The organism is Aeromonas sp. ANP5 (assembly GCF_963870295.1).
GTDB classification, from domain to species: Bacteria; Pseudomonadota; Gammaproteobacteria; order Enterobacterales; family Aeromonadaceae; genus Aeromonas; species Aeromonas veronii.
This window is the reverse complement of the sequence record NZ_CAWMRY010000030.1, coordinates 1-25,711: the sequence shown is the minus strand read 5'-3', so window position 1 is coordinate 25,711 and position 25,711 is coordinate 1. Positions and strand designations below refer to the sequence as shown.

23 protein-coding genes are annotated in these 25,711 nt (G+C 57.1%); 13 read left to right on the top strand and 10 right to left on the bottom strand.

All coding sequences use genetic code 11. The annotated features are described in order from the left end of the window. Positions 1–61: 61 nt before the first annotated feature. A complete protein-coding gene (locus AACT07_RS16225; protein WP_069528897.1) occupies positions 62–1,723 on the top strand; it encodes a hypothetical protein in 1,662 nt (553 codons plus the stop codon). 117 nt (positions 1,724–1,840) lie between these two features. Here the strand turns inward: AACT07_RS16225 and AACT07_RS16220 are convergent, their stop codons facing one another. Continuing rightward, positions 1,841–2,254 carry a CBS domain-containing protein gene (locus tag AACT07_RS16220; RefSeq protein ID WP_058056643.1) on the bottom strand — a complete coding sequence of 138 codons (414 nt, stop codon included), beginning with the start codon at positions 2,252–2,254 and terminating at the stop codon, positions 1,841–1,843. A gap of 154 nt (positions 2,255–2,408) precedes the next feature. Between AACT07_RS16220 and AACT07_RS16215 the strand changes: the two genes are divergently transcribed. Genes AACT07_RS16215 through AACT07_RS16205 form a run of 3 tightly spaced genes read left to right on the top strand, consistent with a single transcriptional unit; the run spans position 2,409 to position 5,621 of the window. Continuing rightward, positions 2,409–4,319, top strand: a complete 1,911-nt coding sequence (locus AACT07_RS16215; protein WP_069528895.1) for an ABC transporter ATP-binding protein — start codon at positions 2,409–2,411, stop codon at positions 4,317–4,319. Next, positions 4,312–4,773 carry a DUF2390 domain-containing protein gene (locus tag AACT07_RS16210; protein ID WP_069528894.1) on the top strand — a complete coding sequence of 154 codons (462 nt, stop codon included), beginning with the start codon at positions 4,312–4,314 and terminating at the stop codon, positions 4,771–4,773. Before AACT07_RS16215 ends, AACT07_RS16210 begins: the two co-directional genes overlap by 8 nt. Then, positions 4,767–5,621, top strand: a complete 855-nt coding sequence (locus AACT07_RS16205; RefSeq protein ID WP_069528892.1) for a 23S rRNA (adenine(2030)-N(6))-methyltransferase RlmJ — start codon at positions 4,767–4,769, stop codon at positions 5,619–5,621. The genes AACT07_RS16210 and AACT07_RS16205 overlap by 7 nt, the downstream gene beginning before the upstream one ends. A gap of 104 nt (positions 5,622–5,725) precedes the next feature. Here the strand turns inward: AACT07_RS16205 and AACT07_RS16200 are convergent, their stop codons facing one another. Next, positions 5,726–5,932, bottom strand: coding sequence for a hypothetical protein (locus AACT07_RS16200; RefSeq protein ID WP_069528890.1), 207 nt, complete (start codon positions 5,930–5,932; stop codon positions 5,726–5,728). A 191-nt stretch (positions 5,933–6,123) separates the two neighbouring features. On the opposite strand from AACT07_RS16200, the gene AACT07_RS16195 reads away from it, so the two are divergent. After that, complete coding sequence (locus tag AACT07_RS16195) at positions 6,124–6,489, top strand: DUF2061 domain-containing protein (protein WP_069528888.1); 366 nt, start codon at positions 6,124–6,126, stop codon at positions 6,487–6,489. A 186-nt stretch (positions 6,490–6,675) separates the two neighbouring features. Then, positions 6,676–7,272, top strand: coding sequence for an MliC family protein (locus AACT07_RS16190; RefSeq protein ID WP_069528886.1), 597 nt, complete (start codon positions 6,676–6,678; stop codon positions 7,270–7,272). A gap of 39 nt (positions 7,273–7,311) precedes the next feature. Here the strand turns inward: AACT07_RS16190 and AACT07_RS16185 are convergent, their stop codons facing one another. Further along, positions 7,312–8,487, bottom strand: coding sequence for a retropepsin-like aspartic protease (locus tag AACT07_RS16185; protein ID WP_069528885.1), 1,176 nt, complete (start codon positions 8,485–8,487; stop codon positions 7,312–7,314). A gap of 481 nt (positions 8,488–8,968) precedes the next feature. Between AACT07_RS16185 and AACT07_RS16180 the strand changes: the two genes are divergently transcribed. Further along, positions 8,969–9,397: a VOC family protein gene (locus tag AACT07_RS16180; protein WP_047439466.1), complete on the top strand. Its 429-nt coding sequence runs from the start codon at positions 8,969–8,971 to the stop codon at positions 9,395–9,397. A gap of 99 nt (positions 9,398–9,496) precedes the next feature. After that, on the top strand, positions 9,497–9,970 hold the full coding sequence (locus tag AACT07_RS16175) for a hypothetical protein (protein ID WP_204524414.1): 474 nt from the start codon (positions 9,497–9,499) through the stop codon (positions 9,968–9,970). A gap of 303 nt (positions 9,971–10,273) precedes the next feature. On the opposite strand, the gene AACT07_RS16170 is transcribed toward AACT07_RS16175, so the two are convergent. Then, the gene (locus AACT07_RS16170) at positions 10,274–10,987 is read right to left on the bottom strand and encodes a DUF3307 domain-containing protein (protein WP_290438963.1); all 714 of its coding nucleotides are present in this window, start codon (positions 10,985–10,987) and stop codon (positions 10,274–10,276) included. Between the two features lie 14 nt (positions 10,988–11,001). Then, on the bottom strand, positions 11,002–11,664 hold the full coding sequence (locus AACT07_RS16165; RefSeq protein WP_136501700.1) for an HTH domain-containing protein: 663 nt from the start codon (positions 11,662–11,664) through the stop codon (positions 11,002–11,004). A gap of 381 nt (positions 11,665–12,045) precedes the next feature. On the opposite strand from AACT07_RS16165, the gene AACT07_RS16160 reads away from it, so the two are divergent. Then, positions 12,046–12,531 carry a GNAT family N-acetyltransferase gene (locus AACT07_RS16160; RefSeq protein ID WP_047437842.1) on the top strand — a complete coding sequence of 162 codons (486 nt, stop codon included), beginning with the start codon at positions 12,046–12,048 and terminating at the stop codon, positions 12,529–12,531. A 123-nt stretch (positions 12,532–12,654) separates the two neighbouring features. On the opposite strand, the gene eno is transcribed toward AACT07_RS16160, so the two are convergent. The 5 genes from eno to rlmD form a co-directional block, all read right to left on the bottom strand. Beyond that, a complete protein-coding gene (gene eno / locus AACT07_RS16155; protein WP_005335583.1) occupies positions 12,655–13,956 on the bottom strand; it encodes a phosphopyruvate hydratase in 1,302 nt (433 codons plus the stop codon). Between the two features lie 89 nt (positions 13,957–14,045). After that, complete coding sequence (gene pyrG / locus AACT07_RS16150) at positions 14,046–15,683, bottom strand: glutamine hydrolyzing CTP synthase (RefSeq protein WP_005335584.1); 1,638 nt, start codon at positions 15,681–15,683, stop codon at positions 14,046–14,048. Positions 15,684–15,824: 141 nt separating this feature from the next. After that, positions 15,825–16,622 carry a nucleoside triphosphate pyrophosphohydrolase gene (gene mazG / locus AACT07_RS16145; RefSeq protein ID WP_043821669.1) on the bottom strand — a complete coding sequence of 266 codons (798 nt, stop codon included), beginning with the start codon at positions 16,620–16,622 and terminating at the stop codon, positions 15,825–15,827. Between the two features lie 73 nt (positions 16,623–16,695). Beyond that, positions 16,696–18,909, bottom strand: coding sequence for a GTP diphosphokinase (gene relA / locus AACT07_RS16140; RefSeq protein WP_005335588.1), 2,214 nt, complete (start codon positions 18,907–18,909; stop codon positions 16,696–16,698). 311 nt (positions 18,910–19,220) lie between these two features. Next, a complete protein-coding gene (rlmD, locus tag AACT07_RS16135) occupies positions 19,221–20,543 on the bottom strand; it encodes a 23S rRNA (uracil(1939)-C(5))-methyltransferase RlmD (protein ID WP_069528883.1) in 1,323 nt (440 codons plus the stop codon). A gap of 153 nt (positions 20,544–20,696) precedes the next feature. On the opposite strand from rlmD, the gene barA reads away from it, so the two are divergent. From barA to AACT07_RS16115, 4 genes are all read left to right on the top strand, one after another. Continuing rightward, entirely contained in the window at positions 20,697–23,414 is a 2,718-nt protein-coding gene (barA, locus tag AACT07_RS16130) for a two-component sensor histidine kinase BarA (protein ID WP_069528881.1), read from the top strand. 89 nt (positions 23,415–23,503) lie between these two features. After that, entirely contained in the window at positions 23,504–23,983 is a 480-nt protein-coding gene (locus AACT07_RS16125) for a YehS family protein (RefSeq protein WP_069528879.1), read from the top strand. Between the two features lie 34 nt (positions 23,984–24,017). After that, positions 24,018–24,905, top strand: coding sequence for an N-acetylmuramoyl-L-alanine amidase (locus AACT07_RS16120; protein WP_069528877.1), 888 nt, complete (start codon positions 24,018–24,020; stop codon positions 24,903–24,905). Between the two features lie 154 nt (positions 24,906–25,059). Beyond that, positions 25,060–25,527, top strand: coding sequence for a Dps family protein (locus AACT07_RS16115; RefSeq protein WP_005362843.1), 468 nt, complete (start codon positions 25,060–25,062; stop codon positions 25,525–25,527). Positions 25,528–25,711 lie beyond the last annotated feature (184 nt).

The window sequence follows — 25,711 nt, the reverse complement described above, 5'->3', positions numbered from 1 at the left end:
CCTATGTTCCTCTTGGGTCTACCATAATCAACCTAATGGTTTGCTCACAGGAAGTACCTGCATGACGATACTGCTGCTCGAAGAGGATCCCCTGCTCCGTAGCGCCATCACCCGGGAACTGACCGAACAGGGGGTGCCCGCCGACCGGATCCACTACCACAGCCATCCAAACCACGAGCGCAGCGGCCTGCTGGCCCTGCTGCAACAGCACGCCTTCGACGCCATCATCTGTCAGCAGGACAAGCAGCAGGATCTTGACGGAGCCCGGCTGCTGCACGAAGCGCACTATCTCGGCCTGCTGCAACCCGGTTGCGTATTGCTGCTGCTCGATGCCGATCAGAATGAGCAGGAGTTTCTCCCCTCGGATCTCTACTTCTCCCTCTATCTGGCTCTCCCCTTCATGACCCAGCAGCTCACCGCGGTGCTCGGCCAGCTGGTGAAGTTAAGCAACCTGACCCATACGCTGGCCGCCCCCATTCTGCTGCGGGAGTGGCAACTGGCTACCGCCCTCTGTGAAGACTTGCTGTTTCAACGGGAGAATCGCTCGCTGACCCCCTGGCTGGATCGACTCAAGGGCTACCTGCTGCTGCAATCAGCCGAGCGGATCACCGCCGCCCAGCACTATGCCCTCTGTGCCAACGAGTATCAGGCGAGCTGGCCAAGGGCCGGGCTCTTCTACGCCATGCTGGGGCTCGGCAAATTACAAAGCGCCCGGACCGACTTGCAGCGCCATCAGGCCAGCGTCTCGATGGCCACCCGGCTGGAGCTGCAACTCGCCAGCGAGCTGCACCAGCATCACTGGCTGGCGGCGTGGGAGACCATGGGAGAGCTGCTGCAGATCCACCCCCATCAGCCGCGCTGGCATCAACTGGCGATGTTGCTCGGGCTGGTGCTGCAAGATGAGGAGAAGGTGCTGGAGCAGGCCAACAGCCTGACCCTGCGCCACTTCGGCGAGCAGCGCGTCCGGCTCGCCATCGACAGCTTCATGCTCAATGCCAGTCTGGCGGTGCTGTGGCACGCCCCTTCCAGCAACCGGATCCGCTCCCTGCAACAGGAGTGGGAGCACCTCAAGCGCACCGTCCACCTGCAACCCCACGAATATGAGCTGCTGCAGGCGCTGATGCTGGGGCTGGATTACCGCTTCGACGAGGCGCTGATCCTGATTGCCCACCACCAGCCGGATGAGGGGAGCAACAACCACCTCACCCTGCTGCTCGGCTTTGCGGTCAGCCAGTTCTGCGGTTTGCCCCACCACGCCCAGCGCTATCTGACCCAGCTGACCCACTACCGCGTCAGGGTGGCGCCCCACCCGCTGACCCGCCAGCTGTTCCACCATCTGGTGGCCGAGCTGGGCCAGCGTCTGACGGCGAGAGAACAACGGCTGAACGAACTGCGCCAACTGCGCCACAAGTCGATGCAGGCCAGCCAGTATCAGACAGCCCTGCAAGCGGGCTTGCAACTGCTGGAGGAGTTCCCCGCCCTGCCGGGCGATGCCTGGCAACTGCTGGAGCTGCTGCAACACTGTTGGCCAGCGGGTATGGCCGCCCCCAGGGTGGCGCTGCTGGTTGATACCCTGGAGCGGCGCCTCAAGCACAGCCCCGCGTTTCTCGATCAGCATGCCCGGCAGTACCAGCGCACCCTGCAGGAGATCCGCACCCATCTTCAGCCGCACCTCTCCGGCAGCGGCCCCTCCTGCCTTGTCGCAGGGCAGCCCGAGCCATGATGATGCTGGCGGCGTGCAAACCGGCATTGTCGGCAAAGCCAATATAGAGAGAGGGGAGCCTTGGCTCCCCTCTCTCTATGTTGGTTCTCTGTCAGCTGATGGTGCTTAGTGCCAAACTCAAACCAGCGCATCACTCTCCAGCGCAGCCTTGAGAAAATCCTTCCAGCTGATGATGCCGACCAGGGCGCCATTCTCCAGCACTGGCAGGCAGGAGACCCCCTTCTCCAGCATCAGCTTGACGCCGTCGCGCACGGTGAGATGGGGGGCGATGGTAACGGGTTGACGACTCATGATCTGGTGGGCCCGCTTGGTGAGGGTTTCGGTATCGCGGCTCATCTCGGCTTCGGAGTCGAGATAGGGGCTGATAGCGCGGAACAGATCCCGATCCGAGATGACCCCTACCAGTTCCCCTTCTTCCAGTACCAGCAGGTGGCGAAAGTGAGCCTGCTCGAAGATATCCTTGATGACACTGAGTCGATCATCCATTGAAACGGTGGCGACCCGGGTCGTCATAATATCCCTGATATGCATGCTAACCTCCCGTAACCAAACTGGTTTCTCTGTTATGGCATGTTTTTGCAGCGCCAGCCAGTGGCCAGCCCTTCGCTACAGTGCAAATCAGCGCCATTTCACGTAAGATCCGCGCCAGTTTTTCTCCTCCATTTTGAGCAAGCAGATCCCACCCATGATAGTTGCCAGTCAAATCGAACTGATCCGCGGCGGCCGCAAGCTGCTGGACAACGCCTCCGCCACCATTCACCCCGGCCACAAAGTGGGTCTGGTGGGCAAAAACGGCTGTGGCAAGTCCACCTTTTTTGCACTGGTACGGGGCGAGCTGGCCATCGACAGCGGCACCTTCAGCCTGCCCGCTGGCTGGCAGATTGCAGGCGTGGCGCAGGAGACCCCGGCGCTCGACTGCTCCGCGCTCGAGTATGTGATCGACGGCGACAAGGAGTTCCGCGCGCTGGAGGCTCAGCTGGTGCAGGCCGAGCAGGATGACAATGGTCTGCTGGTGGCCGAGCTGCACGGTCGCCTCGATACCATAGGTGCCTACAGCATTCGCGCCCGCGCCGCAGAACTGCTGCACGGCCTCGGTTTCAGCGACGAGCAGCTGAGCTCGCCGGTACGCAGTTTCTCCGGTGGCTGGCGCATGCGCCTGAACCTCGCCCAGGCGCTGCTCTGCCGCTCCGATCTGCTGCTGCTGGATGAACCGACCAACCACCTGGATCTCGATGCGGTGATCTGGCTGGAGAAGTGGCTCAAGGGCTATCAGGGCACGCTGGTGCTCATCTCTCACGACCGTGACTTCCTCGATTCGGTCATCAGCCGCATCATCCATATCGAGAACGGCAAGCTCAACGAATACACCGGCGGCTACTCCGACTTCGAACTGCAGCGCGCCGAACAGCTGGCCCAGCAGCAGTCGATGTACGAGAAGCAGCAGCGAGAGATGTCCCACATGCAGGCGTATGTGGACCGCTTCCGCTACAAGGCCTCCAAGGCCCGTCAGGCCCAGAGCCGCCTGAAAGCCATGGAGCGGATGGAGAAGATCCTGCCCGCCCACGCCGACTCCGAGTTCAGCTTCGAGTTTCGCGAGCCGTCGGCCCTGCCGACCCCGCTCATCGCCATGGAGAACCTCTCTGCCGGTTACGGCGACAAGGTGATCCTGGAGAAGATCAAACTCAATCTGGTACCGGGTTCGCGCATCGGCCTGCTCGGTCGCAACGGCGCCGGTAAGTCTACCTTTATCAAGATGCTGTCCGGTTCCAACCCGCCGCTGTCGGGCAAGCTCGAAGTGAGCGCCGGGGTGAGCATCGGCTACTTCGCCCAGCATCAGCTGGAGACCCTGCGTCTCGACGATTCCCCGCTCGATCATCTGGCCCGCCTCGCGCCGGACAAGACCGAGCAGGAGCTGCGCAACTATCTGGGCAGCTTCGGTTTTCACGGTGACAAGGCGCTCGACAAGGTGGCCCCCTTCTCCGGCGGCGAAAAAGCGCGGCTGGTGCTGGCGCTGATCACCTGGCAAAAGCCCAACCTGTTGCTGCTGGATGAACCGACCAACCACCTGGATCTGGAGATGCGCCACGCCCTCACCATGGCGCTGCAAGGCTTCGAAGGGGCCATGGTGGTGGTCTCCCACGACCGTCACCTGCTGCGTACCACCACAGATGACTTCTATCTGGTGCACGGTGGCCGGGTCGAGCCGTTCGACGGCGATCTGGACGACTACCACAAGTGGCTCGGCGAGCAGGAGAAAGAGGCCAACGCCAAACCGGCGGATGGCCCCGTCTCTGCCAACTCGGCAGTGGCGCGCAAGGATCAGAAACGGCGCGAAGCGGAGTTCCGCCAGCAAACCCGTCCCCTGCGCCAGAAGCTGGAAAAGCTCGAAGCGAGCATGGAGAAGCTGCAAGGCAAGCTTGGCGACATCGAGAGCCAGCTGGCCGACCCCGCCATCTACGAAGAGAGCGCTAAAACCAAGCTCTCCGAGCTGCTCAAATCCCAGGGCCCCCTCAAGGAGCAGCTGGAAGAAGTGGAGCTGGAGTGGATGAGCCTCTCCGAAGAGCTGGAAACCATGGAGCAAGCCTTCTTTGCGTGACGAACAGCTGATGGCTAGCGAGCGAATCGCGGTCCACGAATTGCCGACGCCGATCGGCTTCTGGCACTGGAGCGGCAAGGTCTATGGTGAGCGCAGCCAGGATTGGCTCACCGTGCAGGAGCAGGGGGGCAACGTCAATCTGGCGCTGCTGCTGCACCGGCTCGATCAACTCGGCATCGTGGTCGATCTGACCGACCTGCAACCGGCGCTGGTGCAGACCGAGGCGGTGCTGACCCCGTGGCGCGCCCTGCGCCAGAGCGCCAAGACGCGACTCGACGAGCAGCAATATCAGTCGATGCTGGCCCACGAACTGGAGCTGGAGCGGCTGCAACAGGGCGTCCTGCTGCAGACCCTGCGCAGCCTCTCCCTGTTTCGCGGCAACAGCCGCAATTTGTTGAACTATCTATCGTTACTGGGTGCCCAGCAGGGCCCCCTCAGAGATCTAATATGCTGAGCTACCGCCACGCCTTTCACGCCGGCAACCATGCCGACGTGCTGAAACACGCCGTTCAGGCCCTGATCATCGAGTCCCTCAAGAAGAAGGAGAAACCCTTCATCGTACTGGACACCCATGCCGGTGGCGGTCTCTACGACCTGCGCGGCGACTGGTCCCAGAAGAAGGCCGAGTATGCCGACGGCATCGGCCGCCTGTGGGACGATCGGGCCCAGTGGTCTGCCATGGCCCCCTATCTCGGCGTCATCGAAGAGATGAACAGCGATGGCCAGCTGCACTACTACCCCGGCTCGCCGGAGCTCTCCCGTCGCCTCACCCGCGAGCAGGACAAGCTGGCACTGATGGAGCTGCACAACAACGAGGTCGAAGATCTGCGCGCCAACATGGGTTATGACCCTCGCGTCGCCGTACACCACCGTGACGGCTTCGAGGGGCTGATCGCCCTGCTGCCACCCACCCCGCGCCGCGGGCTGGTGCTGATCGACCCGCCCTATGAGCTCAAGGAAGATTACTTCGCCGTGGTCGATACCCTGAAAAAGGCGCAGAAACGCTGGGCGACCGGCATCTACGCCCTCTGGTATCCGATCCTCGGGCAGGAGGCGGACAAATCCCGAGACATGCTGCGCGCCATCAAGCGGGAAAACTTCGGTAACGTGCTGGTGGCCGAGCTGGAAGTCGCCGGTCAGACCGCCGACTGGGGTATGAACGGCTCAGGCATGCTGATCATCAGCCCGCCCTGGATGCTGGACGAGCAGATTGAAGCCTTCCTCAAACCGCTGTGTGCCAAGCTGGCACAGGGCACAGGCGCCCGGTACAAGGTGGAGTGGCTCAACAAGGCCGAAGGTTAATCCCCCGCCCACACGGCGCTCACCGAGTTCAATAGCAAAAGCCCCATCACGGGGCTTTTTCTATTGGTGCGGCCGGTGTGTGCGGCAGCCTGAACCTGCGCGTCCTATGAGCGGACGGGCAGATCCTGTTTCAGCGCAACCAGCAACAGGGCCAGCAGGCCAAAGGGCGGAAACAGACAGAGCAGGGAGCAGATAAGGGTGATCAGCGCCGGATGCTCGCTCTTGCGGCGCGCCAGTCGCCAGGCGATGAGGCCGACGATGACCATCAGCAACGCAATGAACTGGCCAAGCAGAGTGGCATTGATATTCATGAAAGATCCTTTTTCATGGGCAAGTGTGAAGAACCTGTACTTTATCGCCTTGGTTGCGATTGGCAACCGCTGAACCGCACCGGCCACTCGCCCGTTGATAGGTTCTCTCTATTCAGGCAATAGATGAGAATAGTTTTCATTTAATCTCATTTCGGCGGATACTCTCATCATCAACAGAGGGAGCCGCCATCATGAAAAAGACCATCAGCTTTGCCATCCTGCACTTCGGTGTCGCCTTTACCGTGGCCTACCTGCTGACCGGTGAGCTGCTGACCGCCAGCCTGATCGCCCTGATCGAGCCCGCCGTCAACACGGTCGCCTTCTACTTTCATGACCTTGGCTGGCACAAACTCAAGCCAAATCACAGCCTGCAGGCCAAGACCAGCAGCTTCGCGGTGGTCCACTTCTCGGTGGCCTTCGGAGTGGCCTTCCTGCTGAGCGGCGAGCTGCTCACCGGCGGCGTGATGGCGATGATCGAACCGGCCATCAATACCGTGGTGTTCTTCTTCCACGAGCGGCTGTGGCGCGCCCGCAGTCAGCAACTGGCGCTGGTCTGATCGACCGGGCAATCCGCCGCCCCCTTTATCGCGGCCACAAAAAAACCGACATTCCGGCCAGGAGTGTCGGGTTTTTCCGTTTGGCAGCCATTCAGCAGTGCAAGTGGGCTCAGCTCCCCTGCTGCATTGCCCTGAAGAGTGTGCTGTAGTAGGCAGATATGCCCTCCTCATTGCTGGAATCTATCGATGAACAAGACCTTGTTTGCCACCCTGCTGTTTGCCCCTCTGCTGGCCAGTGCCGCAACCCCCTCCTTTGACTGCACCAAAGCCTCCGGGTCGGTCGAAACTCTGATCTGCAAGGATGCCCAACTGGCCGCCCTTGATAACGAACTGGCGGCCCTCTACCCCAAGGCGATTGCTGCGCTCTCTCCCGAACAGCTCAAGACAGAGCGCGCCATGCAGCGCGGCTGGATCAAGGGGCGTAACGACTGCTGGAAGGGGCAGGATCTGCGCCAGTGTGTGGAAGATAACTACCTGCTGCGGATCACCGAACTGCAGATCAGCGGCGGCCAGCTGATGGTGCCGGCTCCGGTCAACTACCAATGTGGCAAGAACGTCACTCTCTCTACCTACTTCTATAACGATGCCAAGCTGCCCGCCGCGGTGATCAACCTGAGTGAGGGCGACAAGCAGCAACAAGTGCTCGCCTATGAAGCCCCCAGCGCCAGCGGCGCCCGTTATGAAGGGCAAAACCTCACCTTCTTCACCAAGGGGGACGACGCCACGCTGGAGCGTTACGGCCAGCCAACCCTCACCTGCATGGAAAATCCGACCAAGGGCTGAGGCTCATAGGGGCGGCTCGTCTTGCCGCCCCCACCTTGACTAGATGGCGATATCCAGCGGTTTTCCTTCCCGCACAATCCGCAACTTGAGCGACCCCGGCTTGCTGGTGCTGAGCAGCTCACGCACCTTGTCGATCTCGAGGGGACGATAAGCCACCCCGTTGATCTGTTCCAGAATGTCGCCGTTGGCCAGACCATAGGGGGCAAGATCCCGTTCGTCGCTGTAGTAGACCTGCAGATGCTCGCCATCAAAACGCACCCCGATATTGCGCAGGACTGGCGGCACTTTGCGCGCTAGGCTGTCGGCGTCGTAGCAGAGCATCATCCGCCCGGGCATGATCGCAAAGCGATTGAAGCGGTTAACAAAATCCAGCCCCAGACCATACTGCTCATTGCTGTTTTCCGACACGCGCAGCTCACCGAGCTGGCGCTCATCAAAATGCAGGCCGGTGAGGATATGTTCACGCCCCTCCACCATACCGCTGGCGTCCACCCCTTTGCGTGGCATCGCATCTTCGCCAGAGATCGCCTTCTGGCTCGCCATAAAGTCGATAAAGGCATGGTCGGCATAGCTCTGATCGGCCCCGGTATCCAGATACATGCGCACGCTGCTCTCACCGTGGGTCAGATACACTGCCGGGGAGCGGTTATAGCTGTCTTCATAGCCGATGCAACGCTCGAACGTGGCTGCCGACGGTGCCGTCAGCGAAGCCGTGAGCTGATGCCTGTCGCGATCAAACACCCAGTTGAAACGGCGGATGGTGTCGATCCCGAGGATGCCATCAATACGGCTGCCAAGAGACTGGGAGAAGAGATCGAAATCAATAGTTGCCCACAGCTCGCTGTCATCAATGGTGACCGACCCCACCGAGAAGGGCTGCGGCTCAACAAAGCCAAGCTGCTCGCTGCCCAGTTGGCTCGAAACGCTGTTCACAGTGGCAAAATCAGCCTGATAGGCCCTGGGCAATTCGCTTAAGGTCAGCGCCTTGAAGCGGCTGGCCAGACGACGATCGATAAAGGTGATACTGGCCCCGGTATCCAGCAAAAACTGGTACTGCTCACCCGCAATGGTGACGGGGATCAGGGGCGCACTTTCGTAATGCACTGTCAGCACCGGGCCGGGTGCATTGCGTTTGGCGGATGAATCCGGGGCTGTGCAGCCTTGGACGACGAACAGGGCCAACATGGCCAGCGCCACTTTGAACTGCGACTTCATAACTCTCCTTCCCGATAGCAGATGCCCCCGCGACGCCACCGCATAATGCTATCTTGTTGATTTATAGATAAATAAGCTGTTTCAGCGGGGAGCGCGGACAATAACAAAGAGTTTTATGCTGGTTCAAGCCAGATATGACCATGAATATTCTATGGGGATTGATAAAGAATGGCTGTTCACGCTATATCGGCGCGTCATCAATCGTGGGTGACATTTGATTAATTTATTGATCTTGCACAGAAATTCTCAATATTGAGCTTTCTCTCCACAGCGCCATGGTTAATATTGCCATTTGGCAACATTTGCCTCGTCGGAGTCTCCCATGAGCCATGCCAACCCCATCCCGTTGGTTAAACGCAGCAGACTGGAGGCTGAAATTCAGGGCGGTAGCCATGCCATATCTCGCCCGGTCCCTTTTTGATCCAAACAAACTGACCGGCAAGCCGCTGGCTCATCCACAACATGCAAATCAAGGTGGTGTATGGAAACACAAACCCTGCATCGTGGTCGCTTGATCGACCATATCCAGCTGGTGGTCAAAGATCTGGTCGCCAGCCAGCGCTTTTATACGGCCATTCTCACCACCCTCGATATTCCGCTGGGCGGCACAGGTGAGGGCTACTTCTGGGCAGACGAACTGTTTGTCACCTCTGTCGACAGCCCCGCCGCGCTGGGGGTCTTGACTGGTCGCCACCATCTCGCCTTTCAGGCAAAAGATCGCGCTATGGTGGATCGCTTTTATCAAACCGCGCTGGCCCATGGTGGCCAAGATAACGGCGCCCCCGGTGAGCGCAATTATCACCCCGGCTACTACGCCGCCTTTGTCCTTGATCCGGACGGCAATAATATCGAAGCGGTTTATCACGGTGAGGCAAAGCGTAGTGCGGGATCTGTAGTAATTACTTTTTGAGACTAACAAATCTGGGACACCCACCATTTTGCCCACCTTTTTGAGCAAGGCGTAGCATAGCCCGAACCCAAAAGATGGGTGTCCAAGGTATCTACATTGATGGGGAAAGCGGTGTTAACGACTAAATATCTATTTGAAATACCCGTATACCGGCTAACTGAAAACGATTATTACAAAAAATTAAGCGACTATAAGAATGAAATAAACTCCAAGATGCAAGCACCTATGAGTGACGCATATCTGAAAAAGCAGTTTGGCGGCGATTGGAGATACAACGAAATAATAGGTTTCTTGCGGTTTTATAGATACGGGAGCAACCAGATTAGGTGCGACTATACAGAGACTGATGCTGTAAAAAAGACTCGAACGAGGAAAAAGATATTCGAACAAATATCGGATAGCTATTGCGCCGAACCTTTTTCAGTATCGTCATCAAATATAGATCTTGCAAAAAGTATGCGAAGTGCCGTGGAGCACTGCGAAGTCCGATTGAAAAGGAAGAATCGTTTTTTGGATAAAGAGCTATTTGAAAATACAGTAGATTTTATAGATTGGAAGTCGCTGCTGAAATAAAACATAACAAGGCGCTGCATCCGGACAAATTTTTCGCTGCGCTACAAATAAATCTGGGACACTCACCAGTCTATTTATTGACCATTCAGCAATGAGATCAACCCCCGGGATCGGCGTCCAGTAGTAACAAATCTTGGACACCCACCTTTCTGAGCAAGGCGCAGCATAGCCAGAACCCAAAGGATGGGTGTCCAAGGTATCTCATTGCAAAAAGAGTATTTAAAAAATACCTAACAAACGCACGTTGGCGGACTGGTTTTCCGCTGCACTCCAAACCAGCCGCAAATGCAGGCGTTAGGCTCCCTAAATAAAGTTCTTTACGACCAATCCAATAATCGATGTAATCGCTACTGAAAGTAATGAACCTAATAGAACGTATTCTGTTAGTTTATGATTTTTTGCGTTGTTTAATTCACCAAATCTGAATATCGACTTAGCAGCTAATACGAATCCAATGACTGAAAATTGCCCAGCTATAGTGAAAGTTAAAATTAACGTTCGTTCTAAATATCCGATAATAGCCCCTCCGGAAATCAAGCCTTTATTTTCCTCATTCGCATCTGGCGTATACTTAGATAAAATAGAACAAATGATAATCGAAGTGGGCTTAAAAATTACAGTATAAGCAAGTGCAATTGCTAGAGTGCTTTTAGTAATAACAATATCCTTCATTACTGATAAAGGCAGCTCTAATTGAGATATATGTAAAGCGACCGCAGCCAAGACTGCTATGTGTAGTATTTGATCAAGAATGAAGTAACGTAAGTCTTTTCCTAAGTATGTCTTCGCAAGATCGATTAGACAGTGAGAAACTCCAATAATAATTAACATACAGCTAATAGAACGCCAATCTGTTGTGATAAATAATACTGGGATGCAGGAAACTAAAGCGTGTATTGCTGAATGAATATATAGCTTGTGAGATTTTGTTTTATTATCATTTTTGTCTTGAACCCATGATTCAGGTTGAAAATAGAAGTCGACCATTACATGTACAATGACAAGAAATAGGAACAAAATGAAGAATGTATTCAAAGGAAAAACTCTCTTACTTTTTGCGAGAATAATTGAGTATATTCAGTTATTAAATTTAGGTTTGCTGATTTTATTGAGCGGTTCACTGATACTCTATTCACGCCCAATAACTCCGCTATTTCTTTCTGTGTAAGGGAGTGTTGATTTTTAAGGACAATATATATTATCGCGCATTGGCGTTCTGTCATCCCTGATACCTGGTTATCTAAGTATTTAGTTAGTAGATCAAAATGTTCATTGAACGGTTGCACTGGGGTCGACACTTTCAATGTGTCTGTGGTCATCTTGTCTAGTGCTCTTCCTGATAAAGTGAAAGCATCACCTGTTGAACTACCTATTGTATGTCGTATAGATACATCATGTCCTATAGCAAGACTTATTCTACAATCATAATTACTATTTCTACTTTTTAAGCTAGTTCTCAGTAATAGTGCGTATGTGGCTGCATTTTCGATATCTTGGACTAGAACTTGAAAAGAATCGCCTCTAGTAACTTCGAACTTGTTGTTTGGATTTAGAGAACGAATCAATGATAGCTGATTATGCAAAGTATAGAGTAGGTCTTCATACATACTGTGCTCTAGTTCAGTAGAGCGTACAATGTCTCCACTTATTACTGCTATAGGTCTGACTCGTTCTTCTTGTTCTATTTCTTCCATATCTAAACTCTCATATACATAAGTAGTGCTGTATTGCTACTTAGCTTCAATAGTAACGTGTTTGTGTTACTTTTTATAGTGGTAACGTGTCTGTGTTACCTTTCCTAGTAGTAACGTTTTTGTATTACTTCCCCTAGTAGTAACGTGTTTGTGTTACTTCTTCTAGTGGTAACGTGTTTGTGTTACTCCTTCTAGTAGTAACGTGATTGTGTTACTTTCTCTAGTAGTAACGTGTTTACGTTACTTCCTCTAGTGGTAACGTGTTTGTTTTACTTCTTCTAGTAGCAACAAATCTGGGACACCCACCTTTCTGAGCCGACTTTCAGATGGCATCTCTATTCACCTGTAGCTTTGCTGGTGTAACACATCCAAAGGAGATTTATGAAGCCAGACTTAACCGGCTCTCGGATTGTACTGCGTACCATTGGCCCGCAGGATGCCGCCGATCTGTTCGAGATTTATGGCAATCCACTGACCATGGCGTTTGCCTCTGATCCCTGCTTTACCTCTCCCGCCATGGTGGTGCAGATGATGGCGAGCGTGGTGCGGCTGGAACAAACAGGTGAGTCACTGGAGTGGGCGATTGTCGAGCGGGAGGGCAACAAGGTGATCGGCACCTGTGGCCTGCACAGCTTCAGTGAGGCGGGCCATTGCTGCGAGGTGGGCTGCCTGCTCAATGCGGCCTATTGGCACAGAGGGTTTATGTCGGAAGCGCTGGGATTGTTGTTCGCCCACGCCAGCACACTGGGAGTCACCAGCCTCACCGCAGATATCGATGCAGATAATGTCCGTTCTATCGCCCTGTTTGCAAAGCTGGGCTTCAAGGCGCATGCAGGGCGCTATCAGCGCACGCTCCCCTTTATCTGACCCGAGACCAGAGGCACAACGCCCTCGCCTCTCAGGGCGTTGCGGCAAGGAGCAGGCATAAAAAAACCGGAACCCAGGGGTTCCGGTTTTTTTCATTCCAGCCGAGGCTGGCAAACCAGCAAATTAAGCCTGGTTTTTAACTTCTTTCAGACCGCGGAAAGGAGCTTTGGCACCCAGAGCTTCTTCGATACGGATCAGCTGGTTGTACTTGGCAACACGGTCAGAACGGCTCATGGAACCGGTCTTGATCTGGCCAGCAGCGGTACCAACAGCCAGGTCGGCGATGGTCGCGTCTTCGGTCTCACCGGAGCGGTGGGAGATGACGGCAGTGTAGCCAGCGTCTTTGGCCATCTTGATGGCAGCCAGAGTTTCGGTCAGGGAACCGATCTGGTTGAACTTGATCAGGATGGAGTTGGCGATGCCGTTGTCGATACCGCGCTTCAGGATCTTGGTGTTGGTTACGAACAGGTCGTCACCAACGATCTGGATTTTCTTGCCCAGTTCAGCAGTCTGGTAGGCGAAGCCTTCCCAGTCAGATTCGTCCAGGCCATCTTCGATGGAGACGATCGGGAACTTGGTGGTCAGGTCAGCCAGGAAGTCGGAGAAACCGTTGGAGGTGAAGACACGACCTTCGCCTTTCAGGTTGTACTCTTTCTTCTCTGCGTCGTAGAACTCGGAAGCAGCGCAGTCCATAGCCAGGGTGATGTCGGTGCCCAGTTTGTAACCGGCAGCGGCAACGGCTTCAGCGATAACTTCCAGCGCTTCGGCGTTGGATTTCAGGTTCGGAGCGAAACCACCTTCGTCACCAACTGCAGTGTTGTAGCCCTTGGACTTCAGCACTTTGGCCAGGTTGTGGAACACTTCTGCGCCCATGCGAACGGCTTCTTTCAGGGTCTTGGCGCCAACCGGCTGGATCATGAACTCCTGGATGTCGACGTTGTTGTCGGCGTGCTCACCACCGTTGATGATGTTCATCATCGGCAGCGGCATGGAGTAAACACCCGGGGTGCCGTTCAGCTCGGCGATGTGGGCGTACAGCGGCATGCCTTTGGCAGCAGCGGCAGCTTTGGCGTTAGCCAGGGAAACAGCCAGGATGGCGTTGGCGCCGAACTTGGATTTGTTCTCGGTACCGTCGAGGTCGATCATGATCTGGTCGACAGTGGCCTGGTCCTTGGCATCTTTACCCAGCAGAGCTTGAGCGATCGGGCCGTTTACGGCTTCGATGGCTTTCAGCACGCCTTTACCCAGGAAACGGCTCTTGTCGCCGTCACGCAGTTCCAGCGCTTCGCGGGAACCGGTGGACGCGCCAGACGGAGCGGCTGCCATACCAACAAAACCACCTTCCAGGTGAACTTCGGCCTCTACGGTCGGGTTACCACGGGAGTCGATGATTTCACGACCGATCACTTTAACGATCTTGGACATGTGTATTTCCTCAGGTTTCGTAAAAAAACAACAAAAATATGCCAAAAAAAGCGGCTGTGGCACAGTGCCCCAACCGCATTTATTTTCAATTACTTCAAATTACGCTTCTGATACTCGCCTGCCGCCTTCACAAAACCGGCGAACAGAGCGTGGCCATCACGAGGAGTAGAGGTGAACTCCGGGTGGAACTGCGCAGCCACGAACCAGGGGTGATCCGGGATCTCGATGATTTCCACCAACTTCTTGTCGGCGGAGAGACCGGTCACTTTCAGACCTGCCGCTTCAATCTGCGGCAGCAGCTTGTTGTTTACTTCGTAACGGTGACGGTGACGCTCGTAAATGGTCGGGCTGCCGTACATCTGACGCACTTTGGAATCTTCGACCAAGTGGCAGAGCTGGGAACCCAGACGCATGGTACCGCCCAGATCAGACTTCTCGGTACGGGTCTCGACGTTGCCCTCTTCATCCACCCACTCGGTGATGAGGCCGACGACCGGATACGCGCAATCTTTCTTGAATTCGGAGGAGTGAGCCCCTTCCATGCCCGCCACGTTGCGAGCGAATTCGATCATGGCAACCTGCATGCCGAGGCAGATACCCAGGTAGGGGATCTTGTTCTCGCGGGCATACTGGGCAGCCAGAATTTTGCCTTCCACACCGCGCTCACCGAAGCCACCCGGCACCAGGATCGCGTCCAGACCTTCCAGCAGCTCGGCGCCACGGGTCTCGATATCCTGAGAGTCGATGTACTTGATGTTGACGGAGTGACGGGTCTTGAGACCACCGTGCTTGAGCGCCTCGTTGACGGACTTGTAAGCGTCCGGCAGGGAGACGTACTTGCCGACCATACCGATGGTTACTTCACCAGTCGGGTTGGCCTCTTCGTAGATAACCTGTTCCCACTCGGACAAGTCAGCTTCTTTGCACTCCAGACCGAAACGCTCGGTGAAGTAGGAGTCCAGATTCTGGGACTTGAGCAGTGCCGGGATCTTGTAGATGGAGTCGACGTCTTTCATGGAGATGACGGCGCGCTCGGGCACGTTGCAGAACAGGGCAATCTTGGCGCGCTCGTTGGCCGGAATGGCACGGTCGGAGCGGCAGATCAGCACATCCGGCTGGATACCGATGGAGAGCAGCTCTTTCACGGAGTGCTGGGTCGGCTTGGTCTTCACTTCACCGGCAGCAGCCAGGTAAGGAACCAGCGTCAGGTGCATGAACATGGCGTTGTTGCGGCCCACTTCGGCAGCCAGCTGACGAATGGCTTCGAGGAACGGCAGGGACTCGATGTCACCTACGGTACCGCCCACTTCGACGATGGCAACCTGATGGCCTTCGGCACCGGCAATCACCCGCTCTTTGATGGCGTTGGTGATGTGCGGGATAACCTGAATGGTGGCGCCCAGATAGTCACCACGACGCTCTTTACGCAGTACGTCGGCGTAGATACGGCCGGTGGTAAAGTTGTTGCGACGGGTCATCTTGGTGCGGATGAAACGCTCGTAGTGGCCCAAATCCAGATCGGTTTCGGCCCCGTCCTCGGTTACGAACACTTCACCATGCTGGGTCGGGCTCATGGTGCCCGGATCCACGTTGATGTACGGGTCCAGTTTCATGATGGTCACATCCAGACCACGGGCTTCCAGAATGGCTGCCAGAGAAGCTGCGGCAATGCCTTTGCCGAGGGATGAAACAACGCCACCAGTAACAAAAATATATTTGGTCGTCATGCTGAACCTGAAAGAAGTTTAGGGAATTTTAAGGGGTGCTTCGGGGATGAAGCAGGACGGGGAAACAGTATACCAAAAACCCCTCTCCCAAACAATGAGCAAAAATCTATCAGGCTCACCGCCCCCCCATCTTGCGCCAAATCAACTTTGCTCGGTTTCCTTCGCCTTATCCCAGGCGGCATCGAGCTTTTCGAGGGTGCAATCGGTCATTTTCAAGCCTTCTGCGGCGATTATCTGCTCAACCTGACGAAAACGACGTTCGAACTTGGCATTGGCGCCGCGCAGTACCTGCTCCGGATCCTTGCCCAGATGACGCACCAGATTGACGGTAGCAAACAGCAGGTCGCCGAGCTCGTCGCTCACCCGCGCCTCGTCCACATCGGCCATCAATGCCTCTTCCATCACCTCGTCGATCTCTTCGTGGATCTTGTCCACCACAGGCCCCAACGTCTTCCAGTCGAATCCGACGGTGGCGCAGCGTTTCTGAATTTTGGCGGCGCGGGTCAGGGCAGGCAACGCCTGCGGAATGTCGTCCAGCACGCTCTCTTTGTCGAGGGCCGCCCGCTCTTTGGCCTTTTCCGCCTCCCAGTTCGCTTTTACCGCCTGCTCGTTGGAGAGATCTGCATCGGAAAAAACGTGGGGGTGACGACGAATGAGCTTTTCACTCACCGTATCCACGATATCGGCAAAGTCAAACAGCCCACGCTCCTTACCCAGCTGGGCGTAAAACACCACCTGAAATAGCAAATCCCCCAGCTCCCCTTTCAGCCCCTGCCAATCCTCGGTCTCGATGGCATCGGCCACCTCGTAGGCCTCTTCCAGGGTGTGCGGCACTATGGTCTGGAAGTCCTGTTTCAGATCCCAGGGGCAGCCGTTTTGCGGGTCACGCAAACGAGCCATGATGTCGAGCAGTTGGGGCAGATCGTAACGTTGGGACATGGGATATTCGCTTTCGATTTATTCAAAAAGGGTCGTAAATGCAGACCGGCCACTGGGGCCGGTCGGTTCGATATCAAAGCCGCTTGGCGCTGATCACATCGTTGAGCTGACTGAGCTTGGCCAACGCCCGGTTGAAGGCGTTGATGTTGTAAATCTCCAGCTCCATGTCGATCTCGGCGGTCTGCTCGCGCACGTTGGAGCGTGAGCGCACCCCCATCACATTGATCTTCTCGTTGGCCAGTACTGTGGTGATATCGCGCAGCAGGCCGGAGCGATCGTTGGAGATGATCCGGATGGTGAGGCCATAGCCGCCGGAGTAGTTCTCCCCCCACACCGCATCGATCAGCCGCTCGGGGTTGCGCCGTGACAACTCTTTCAACTGCTCGCAATCTTCCCGGTGGATGGACACCCCGCGCCCCATGGTGATGAAACCCTGAATGGAGTCCCCCGGAATGGGCTGGCAGCAGCGGGCAATATGGGTCATCAGGTTGCCGACCCCTTCCACCACGATGTGGTCTTTGGGCTTGTGGCGCATCGGCGCATTGGCCTTCTGCTCCAGCTTCTCCAACAGGCGGCGATCTTCCTCTTCCGCCGTCGGCTTGTTGTAGCAGGTGTCGAGATAGTTGAGCACCTGGTTGATGCGGATATCGCCGCTGCCAATACCGGCCAGCAGATCGTCGGTGCTCTCCAGATTGAAGCGGCGCAGCATGTTGCCCTTGTCGATCTTGGACATGCTGAGGTTGTGGCGATCCAGCTCCTTCTCGAACAGCTCGCGACCGGCCACGATATTCTTGTCCCGATCCAGTTTTCTGAACCAGGTCGCCACCTTGGCCCGCGCCCGGCTGGAGCGCAGGAAGCCGGCGTTGGGGTTCATCCAGTCGCGGCTCGGGTTCGGCTCCTTCTGGGTGATCACCTCCACCTGATCGCCGGTCTGCAGCGCGTAGGTGAACGGCACAATGCGGCCGTCAATCTTGGCGCCGATGCAGCGGTGGCCGATCATGCTGTGGACGTGATAGGCAAAATCAAGCGGGGTGGCGCCTGCCGGCAGGTCGATGACATCCCCTTTCGGGGTGAAGACGTAGACCCTGTCCTCGAACACCTGACTGCGCAGATCTTCCAGCAGGGAGCCGCTCTCGGAGAGATCTTCCTGCCAGGCGAGCAGCTTGCGCAGCCACTCGATCTTGTCTTCGAAGGTGTTGGCCTTGCCGCCTGCCTGTGCCCCTTCCTTGTAGCGCCAGTGCGCCGCGACGCCGAGTTCGGCATCCTGATGCATCTGGTCGGTACGGATCTGGATCTCGACGGTCTTGCCCTCCGGCCCCACCACTACGGTGTGAATTGACTGGTAGCCGTTGGGTTTGGGGTTGGCGACATAGTCGTCAAACTCGCGAGGAATGTGGTGGAACTGGGTATGGACGATACCGAGCGCCGCATAGCAATCCTGCAGCCGCTTGGTCACTACCCGCACCGCGCGCACGTCGAACAGCTCGTTGAACTCGAGGTGCTTCTTCTGCATCTTGCGCCAGATGCTGTAGATATGTTTCGGCCGACCGTACACCTCGGCGTCAACTCCCGCCTCTTTCAACCCATTACGCAGGGATTGCACAAACTCGCGGATATAGCGCTCGCGGTCGAGCCGCTTCTCGTCGAGCTGCTTGGCGATCTGTTTGTAGGTATCCGGGTGCAGGTAACGGAAGGCGAGATCTTCCAGCTCCCACTTGAGCTGGCCGATGCCCAGACGGTTGGCGAGCGGCGCATAGATGTTGGTGATCTCCTGGGCCATCAGCACCCGGGTCTCTTCATCTGCCGTCTTCGCTTCCCGCAGGCAGGCGATCCGCTCCGCCAGCTTGATCACCACGGCGCGCACATCCTCGACCATGGCGAGCAACATGCGACGCACGTTGTCGACCTGCTCCGGCGAGGTTTCGCTGCGATGGAGGGTTTGCAGGGAGCGGATGGCCTCCATCTCCAGCACCCCTTCCACCAGCTTGGCGATCTTGGAGCCAAAGTCCTCGTCCATCCGCTCCTGGCTGATGAGACCGGCTTCGACGAAGGGGTAGATGATGGCGGCTTTGAGGGTACCGATATCCATGCTGAGCATCTGCAGGATGCCCACCATTTCGATGCCGCGTACCAGCAGCTTGCTGGTCAGCGCCTCGTCACCGAGCGTCAGACAATACTGGTAGACGGTTCGCAGCTGATCCTTTTCACTGTCACTCAAGGAGAGCGAGCTGACCCACTCTTCCAGGGTGAAGTTGTCTTTCAAATGAATATCGCGAACCGCAACCATGGTATCAATCCTTTAAATTATCGGGCCGAAAGCTGTCACTTTCTCCCCTCATGAGATTGCCTCAAATGGGGATATCCAGCGCACTTTTCAAGGCATATTGTCCAGAAAGACAATAGAGCGCACCAACAGGCCCTGCCGAACGACGAGGGTCTAGATTACCCCAATCACACCAGCTCAAACAGCCGCAGACATGCCAGATTACACATCCGCATCGCCGTACCGATGAGCAGGATTACTTCATATACACACCTGCTCAAAGAGTAACGAACATGCCGGATGACCTATCCGGCATCGCCGAACTGATGAGTCATTTACTCCCGTTCAAACAGCGCCATGGACTCCAGATGACCGGTGTGAGGGAACATGTCGAGCATGCCGAGGCGCACCAGACGGTAACCCCCTTTCACCAGTACCTGACTGTCCCGCGCCAGGGTGACCGGGTTACAGGAGACGTAGACCACCCGCTTGGGTGAAAGTTTCACGACGTGTCCCATCACTTCCAGCGCGCCGGGACGAGCCGGATCCAGCAGCACCAGATCAAACCCTTCCCGCGCCCAGGACATGCCGACGATGTCATCGCTCAGGTCGGCCTTGTAGAAACGGGCATTGGTGATGCCATTGCGACGGGCGTTCTCTTCGGCCCGCTGCACCATGGCCAGTTCACCTTCCACACCCACCACTTCGCGAGCCTGACGGGCCAGCGGCAGGGTGAAGTTGCCTATGCCGCAGAAGAGATCGAGCACCTTGTCATCCTTGCTCGCCCCGAGCCATGTCAGCGCCTGCTCAACCATGCTCTGGTTGATGGGGCCGTTGACCTGAATGAAATCACCGGGAGCAAATGCAAGAGACAGGCCATCCAGCGAATAGGATGGGGAAAATTGTTGCTGCAGCGCTTCGATGCGATCATCGGCCGCCTGCAGATAGAGGTCGATCCCCTGCGCTTTTGCAAACTCCACCAGCAGGGCGCGATCCGCCTCATTAGGGCGGCCGGTGTGACGCAGCAGCATCATGATCCCCTGCTCGGCCTGGATAAGCTCGGCATGGCCCAGCTCGCGCTGGCTCTTCAAGCGATTGAGGCACTCACGCAGCGGGGCAATCAGCGCCGAGAGCGGTTCGGCCAGTACCGGGCACCCTTCGATTTCCACCAGATCGTTGCTGTTGCGACGGCGGAAACCAACCCGGGTGCAGCGACCGTTCTTGTCAAATTTGATGGCCAGACGACAGACCCGGCGATAGGCACGATCTTCACCGGTCAGTACTGGCTCCAGCGCAGGCGCCTTGATGTTGCCCAACCGCTCGAACAGGCTGACCAGTCCGGCCGCCTTGGCGGCTTGCTGATCGGCAACCGACATGTGCTGGGCACTGCAACCGCCGCACTCGCGATAGTGGCTGCAAAAGGGGGCGATACGATTGGCCGCCGGGGTCACCACCTGTTGCAAGGCGGCGTGACCATACTGCTTTTTTTCTTCGGTGATGCGTGCCTTGACGGTCTCGCCGGGCAGCGCCCCTTCGACGAAGATCGCCTTGCCCTGATGGCGACCGATACCGACGCAGTGGTGATCGAGGGTGTCTATCGTAAATTCAATGCGTTGGAGCTGGGTGGACTTCTTTTGGGGCTTGAAAAACTGGGCCATAAAACTTGGTGCCTATAGGTGGCTATGTCATGATTGTGGAATCTGCTGCCGGGTATTGTCCCACAAGAATAATAGTATGACCAAATACGGCCACAGAGCCCGTGTATTGCCATCAACCTTATCGCCAACACTGTTCACTGGTGGCCTGTTCGTATGACCAAATATGGCCTGAGAGCACGCGTTCTCGCCTTCACCATCCTGCCGACCCTGATCATCGGTGGCCTGATGGCCGGTTACTTCACCTTCCACCGCTACCAGCAGCTGGAAAACAACCTCATTGATCAGGGGATCAACATCATCGAACCGCTGGCGATCGCCAGTGAATACGGGATGACCCAGCACAGCCGAGAATCCCTCAAGCGGCTGATTGGCCTGACCCATCGCAAGAACTCCCCCTTCATCAAGTCCATCGCGGTTTTCACCCAGGACAACCAGCTGTTCGTTACCTCGAACTACCACCGGGATTTCACCCGGCTCAGGCTGCCCGATGGCGAACCAATTCCGGATTTGACCAGCGTGACGTTTCAGGGGGACGACATCATTTTGCGCACCCCGATCCAGGCTGAAACCAGTCTGGATGGCTTTCCGCTACCAAGCGATGTGGAGCCGCCGATGATCGGCTACATCTCGATGCAGATGGCAACCGACAGGGCCATGTTGCTGCAGTACCGCGACACCTTCTTTGCGGTGATCATGGTGCTCATCGGGGTCGCCTTCAGTACCCTGTTTGGCTTCCGGCTGGTCAAGAGCGTGACCCAGCCCATCACCAACATGGTGCAGGCGGTGCACAAGATCAGGGAGGGGCGGCTCGATACCCGGGTCAGCGGCCAGCTCACCGGCGAGCTGGATATGCTGAAAAACGGCATCAACGCCATGGCCAAGGCGCTCTCCGAATATCACGAAGAGATGCAGCAGAATATCGATCAGGCCACCTCTGACCTGCGCGAAACGCTGGAGCAGATCGAGATCCAGAACGTCGAACTCGACATGGCCAAGAAACGGGCGCAAGAGGCGGCGCGGGTCAAGTCGGAGTTTCTGGCCAACATGTCCCACGAGCTGCGTACCCCGCTCAACGGGGTCATCGGTTTTACCCGCCAGTTGCTGAAAACCAGCCTGACCCCGAGCCAGACCGACTACATGCAGACCATCGAGAAGTCGGCGCGCAACCTGCTTGGCATCATCAACGACATCCTCGACTTCTCGAAGCTGGAAGCGGGCAAGCTGCAGCTGGAGCATATCCCGTTCAGCCTGCGCGACACCCTCAACGAGACCATGCACCTGCTCGGCCCCAGCGCCCACGACAAACAACTGGAGCTCTCCCTGCGGGTGGATGCCGATGTGCCGGACTACCTCACCGGCGACCCCATGCGTCTGCAACAGGTGCTGACCAACCTCACCGGCAACGCCATCAAGTTCACCGAACAGGGCAACGTGGATGTCCATATCGAGCAGACCGGCAGTGGCAACCACAAGGTGAGGCTCAACGTCGAGATCCGCGATACCGGCATCGGCATCTCCCAAGAGCAGCAACATCAGCTGTTCCAGGCCTTCAATCAGGCCGACTCCTCCATCTCCCGCCGTTATGGCGGCACGGGCCTGGGCCTCGTTATCACCCAGAAGCTGGTGCAGCAGATGGGCGGCCAGATCCGCTTCGAATCGGAGCTCGGCAAGGGCTCCATCTTCTCCTTCAGTCTGGATGTGGAGGTCTCCCCCCTGCCCCAGACCGATCAACTGCCGCTGGATCGGATCCGTGGCAAACGGCTCTGGCTGCTGGAACCGGATCCCTTCGCGCAAGCCTCTCTGCTCGCCCTGCTGGCGGAGTGGCACCTCGACGTGCACCCACTGACTAGCGATGATCCCTGGCCCGAAATGAGCGAGCAGGAGATGGTGATCATCGGCAGCAGCACCCTGCATACGCCGCAGCAGGTGATCGGCCGTCTCGACAGATTGAACGGCCAGCAGCAGAACACCATAGTGCTGCTCAGCAGCCACGAGCCGGCGCTCTATGAAGCTATGTTGGCCCATGGCGCCCAGCACTGTCTCTCCAAACCGGTCAACCACCGCAAGCTGCTGCACGCCCTGCTCTCGCCGGAATCGAGCCGCCAGAAGCTGCCCGCCCAGCCTGCACCGCGCCAATTGCAGCCGATCAAGGTGCTGGCGGTGGATGACAACGCCGCCAACCTCAAGTTGATTGCCGCCATGCTCAAGGAGATGGTGAGTCAGGTGGTGGTGTGCAAAAACGGCAAGGAGGCGGTCAAGCAGGCCCAGAGCCAGCCGTTCGACATCATCTTCATGGATATCCAGATGCCGATCATGGATGGCATCAGCGCCACCCAGGCGATCCGCAACCAATCCCTCAACACCACCACCCCGATCGTGGCGGTGACCGCCCACGCCATCCCCGGCGAACGGGAGCGGCTGATCCGGCAGGGGATGGACGACTATCTGGCCAAGCCCATCGACGAGAGCATGCTGGCCCAGCTCATCACCGACTTTGCCCATCGTCGCCACCAGAATGATGGTGCCCAGCAGATCGACTGGGCACTGGCTGTGCGGCAGGCGGCGGGGAAAGAGGATCTCGCCAGAGAGATGCTGACCATGCTGCTGGCCAGTTTTGACGAGGTCGAGCCGGTGCTGGATAGCGCGCTGGCTGGCCAAATTGAAGATAGCGAAGTGCTGGCCCAGCTCCATCGCCTCAACGGCGGCTGTGCCTATTCCGGGGTGCCGGGGCTGCAACGGCTGCTCTCCCAGCTGGAGCAACAGCTACGCGACGGCGTGCCGGTCAGCGAGCTGGAACCCGAGTTGCTGGAGCTGCAAGATGCGCTGGAACTGGTGCGCCATGAGGCGCCCCGCTATCTCGGCAAAGCTTGATGAGCTTGACCTGAACTGTATCGGCCCCCGCTTTTTCTGACGCGAGAGCCGCCAGATGGTAAAGTTGCGCCGTTTACACAGGAGTCAGCATGACCAACAACGATATTCTGCGCCGTCTGCGCTACGCCCTCACCATCAGCAACGACCAGATGGTCGAGATGTTTGCCAAGGGCAACCTGACGGTCACACACGCCCAGCTGCACAGCTGGTTGATGAAAGAGGCGGCGGAAGGTGAAGAGCAAGAGGCAGGCTATGTCGCCTGTCCCGACTCGGCTCTGAGCCAGTTCCTCGACGGTTTCATCATCGCCCGCCGCGGCGTGCGCGAAGATGCACCGGCCCAGGTGATCCCGAACCGGATCAACAACAACATGATCTTGCGCAAGCTGCGCATCGGTCTCAACTTCAAGGAAGAGGATATGCTCGGCACCCTCAAGCTCGCCGACTTCAACCTCTCCAAGTCCGAGCTCAGTGCCCTGTTCCGCTCCAAGGATCACAAGCACTATCAGGATTGCGGGGATCAGATCCTGCGCAACTTCCTGCTCGGTCTCACTGCCAAATACCGCGGCTAACCAGCCGCGCGACTGACCAGACAGAGCCTTCGACATGTGCCAGCGACTCACACCTCCCACGTTCAGCAGCCTGGCTGCGGCAGGGGGATGGCGCTGGCGCTGTCTTCTTCCCCTCTTCTTTCTGCCACTGGTTCTGCTGCTGGGTGGTTGTACCCCGTCCAAGTACCAGCTCTCGACCCGCTATCAAAGCGCCAACCAGAACGAGCGGATCGCCTTTCTGATCCTCCACTACACCGATGAAGATGATGCCAATTCCCTGCGCCTCTTGACCGAGCCGGAGCACAAGGTAAGCGCCCACTACCTGATCCCCCGCGACAGCCAGGAGACCCCGCTACCGGTCTATCAGCTGGTGCCGGACAGCGCGCGCGCCTGGCACGCGGGACGCAGCCGCTGGCACCAATATGCCGGGCTCAATGCCAGCTCCCTTGGCATCGAGATCGTCAACCTCGGCTATCCAGCAGAAGATGAGCCGCTGGCCCCCGATGCCCGCCGCTGGCAACCCTATACCCCGCAGCAGATTGCCGCCGTCGGCGCACTCAGTCGGGAGCTGATCGCTCGCTACCAGATTCCACCGACCCAGGTGCTGGGCCACAGCGATGTCGCCCCCGAGCGCAAGCAGGATCCCGGCCCTCACTTCCCCTGGCGCCAGCTCTATCTGACGTACGGGGTCGGCGCCTGGCCCGATGAAGGTCGGGTGGCCGAGTTGCTGGCCAGTCCCTTGCCCGACTGGGATGCGGCCATGTGGCAGCAGCAGCTGGCCCGCTATGGCTATGGCCTGCCCCGGAGCGGCCAGTGGGATGAGCAGAGCCGCGCCGTCATGGGCGCTTTTCAGCTCCACTTTCGCGCCAGCAAGGTCGATAGCAAACCGGACCGCGAGTGTCAGGCCATCCTGATGGCGCTACTCGAAAAATACTTCCCCTAATCCTCATCCATTGCCCCGTTGCTGCGTACTGTTTGATAGCCATTAGCTATCAAACAGTTAGGTACAAGCAATTGTCCCTGCATTTTGCAAGGCGTTACTCTGACTGCGTTCCGAAAGAGAATTTCAAACCGATTTCCAAATCTGGAGGTGAATGATGAAAAGCCCGATTGGTCTTGATACTGCTCAATCACAAGCCCTGGCAGCCGAGTTGAACAAATTGCTGGCCAGCTACCAGATCCTCTACATGAACGTGCGCGGCTTCCACTGGAATATCCGTGGCAACCAGTTCTTCGAACTGCACCTGAAATTTGAAGAGATTTACAACGACCTGCTGCTGAAAGTCGATGCGCTGGCCGAGCGGATCCTGACCCTGGATGGCGTGCCCATGCACAGCTTCAGCGACTACCTGAAAGTCTCTGCCATCCCAGAGCAAAAAGGGCTGCACGATGGCCGCGCCTGTGTCGAATCCCTGCTGGATAGCTTCCGCGAACTGCTGGTCGCCCAGCGCCGTATTCTGGGTCAGGCCGCCGAAGCTGGTGATGAGGGCACTGCCTCTATCCTCTCCGACTATGTGCAGCAGCAGGAAAAACTGGTCTGGATGCTGCGCGCTTATCTGGCCTGATAGTGAACCAAGCCAGCTACAGCGTACGTATGCTGGCTTGAGTAAGTACCGGGCCGAAAGCTCCTGACCAGACCACGGCCCAATCCGTCTGATTGTTATGTTCTGTTGCAAACCTGAGTTGTCTCTCCTTTTATCCACCCGCTTGCCGCCCTGTTTGGGCGGCTTTTTTTGTTTTTGTGTCCCG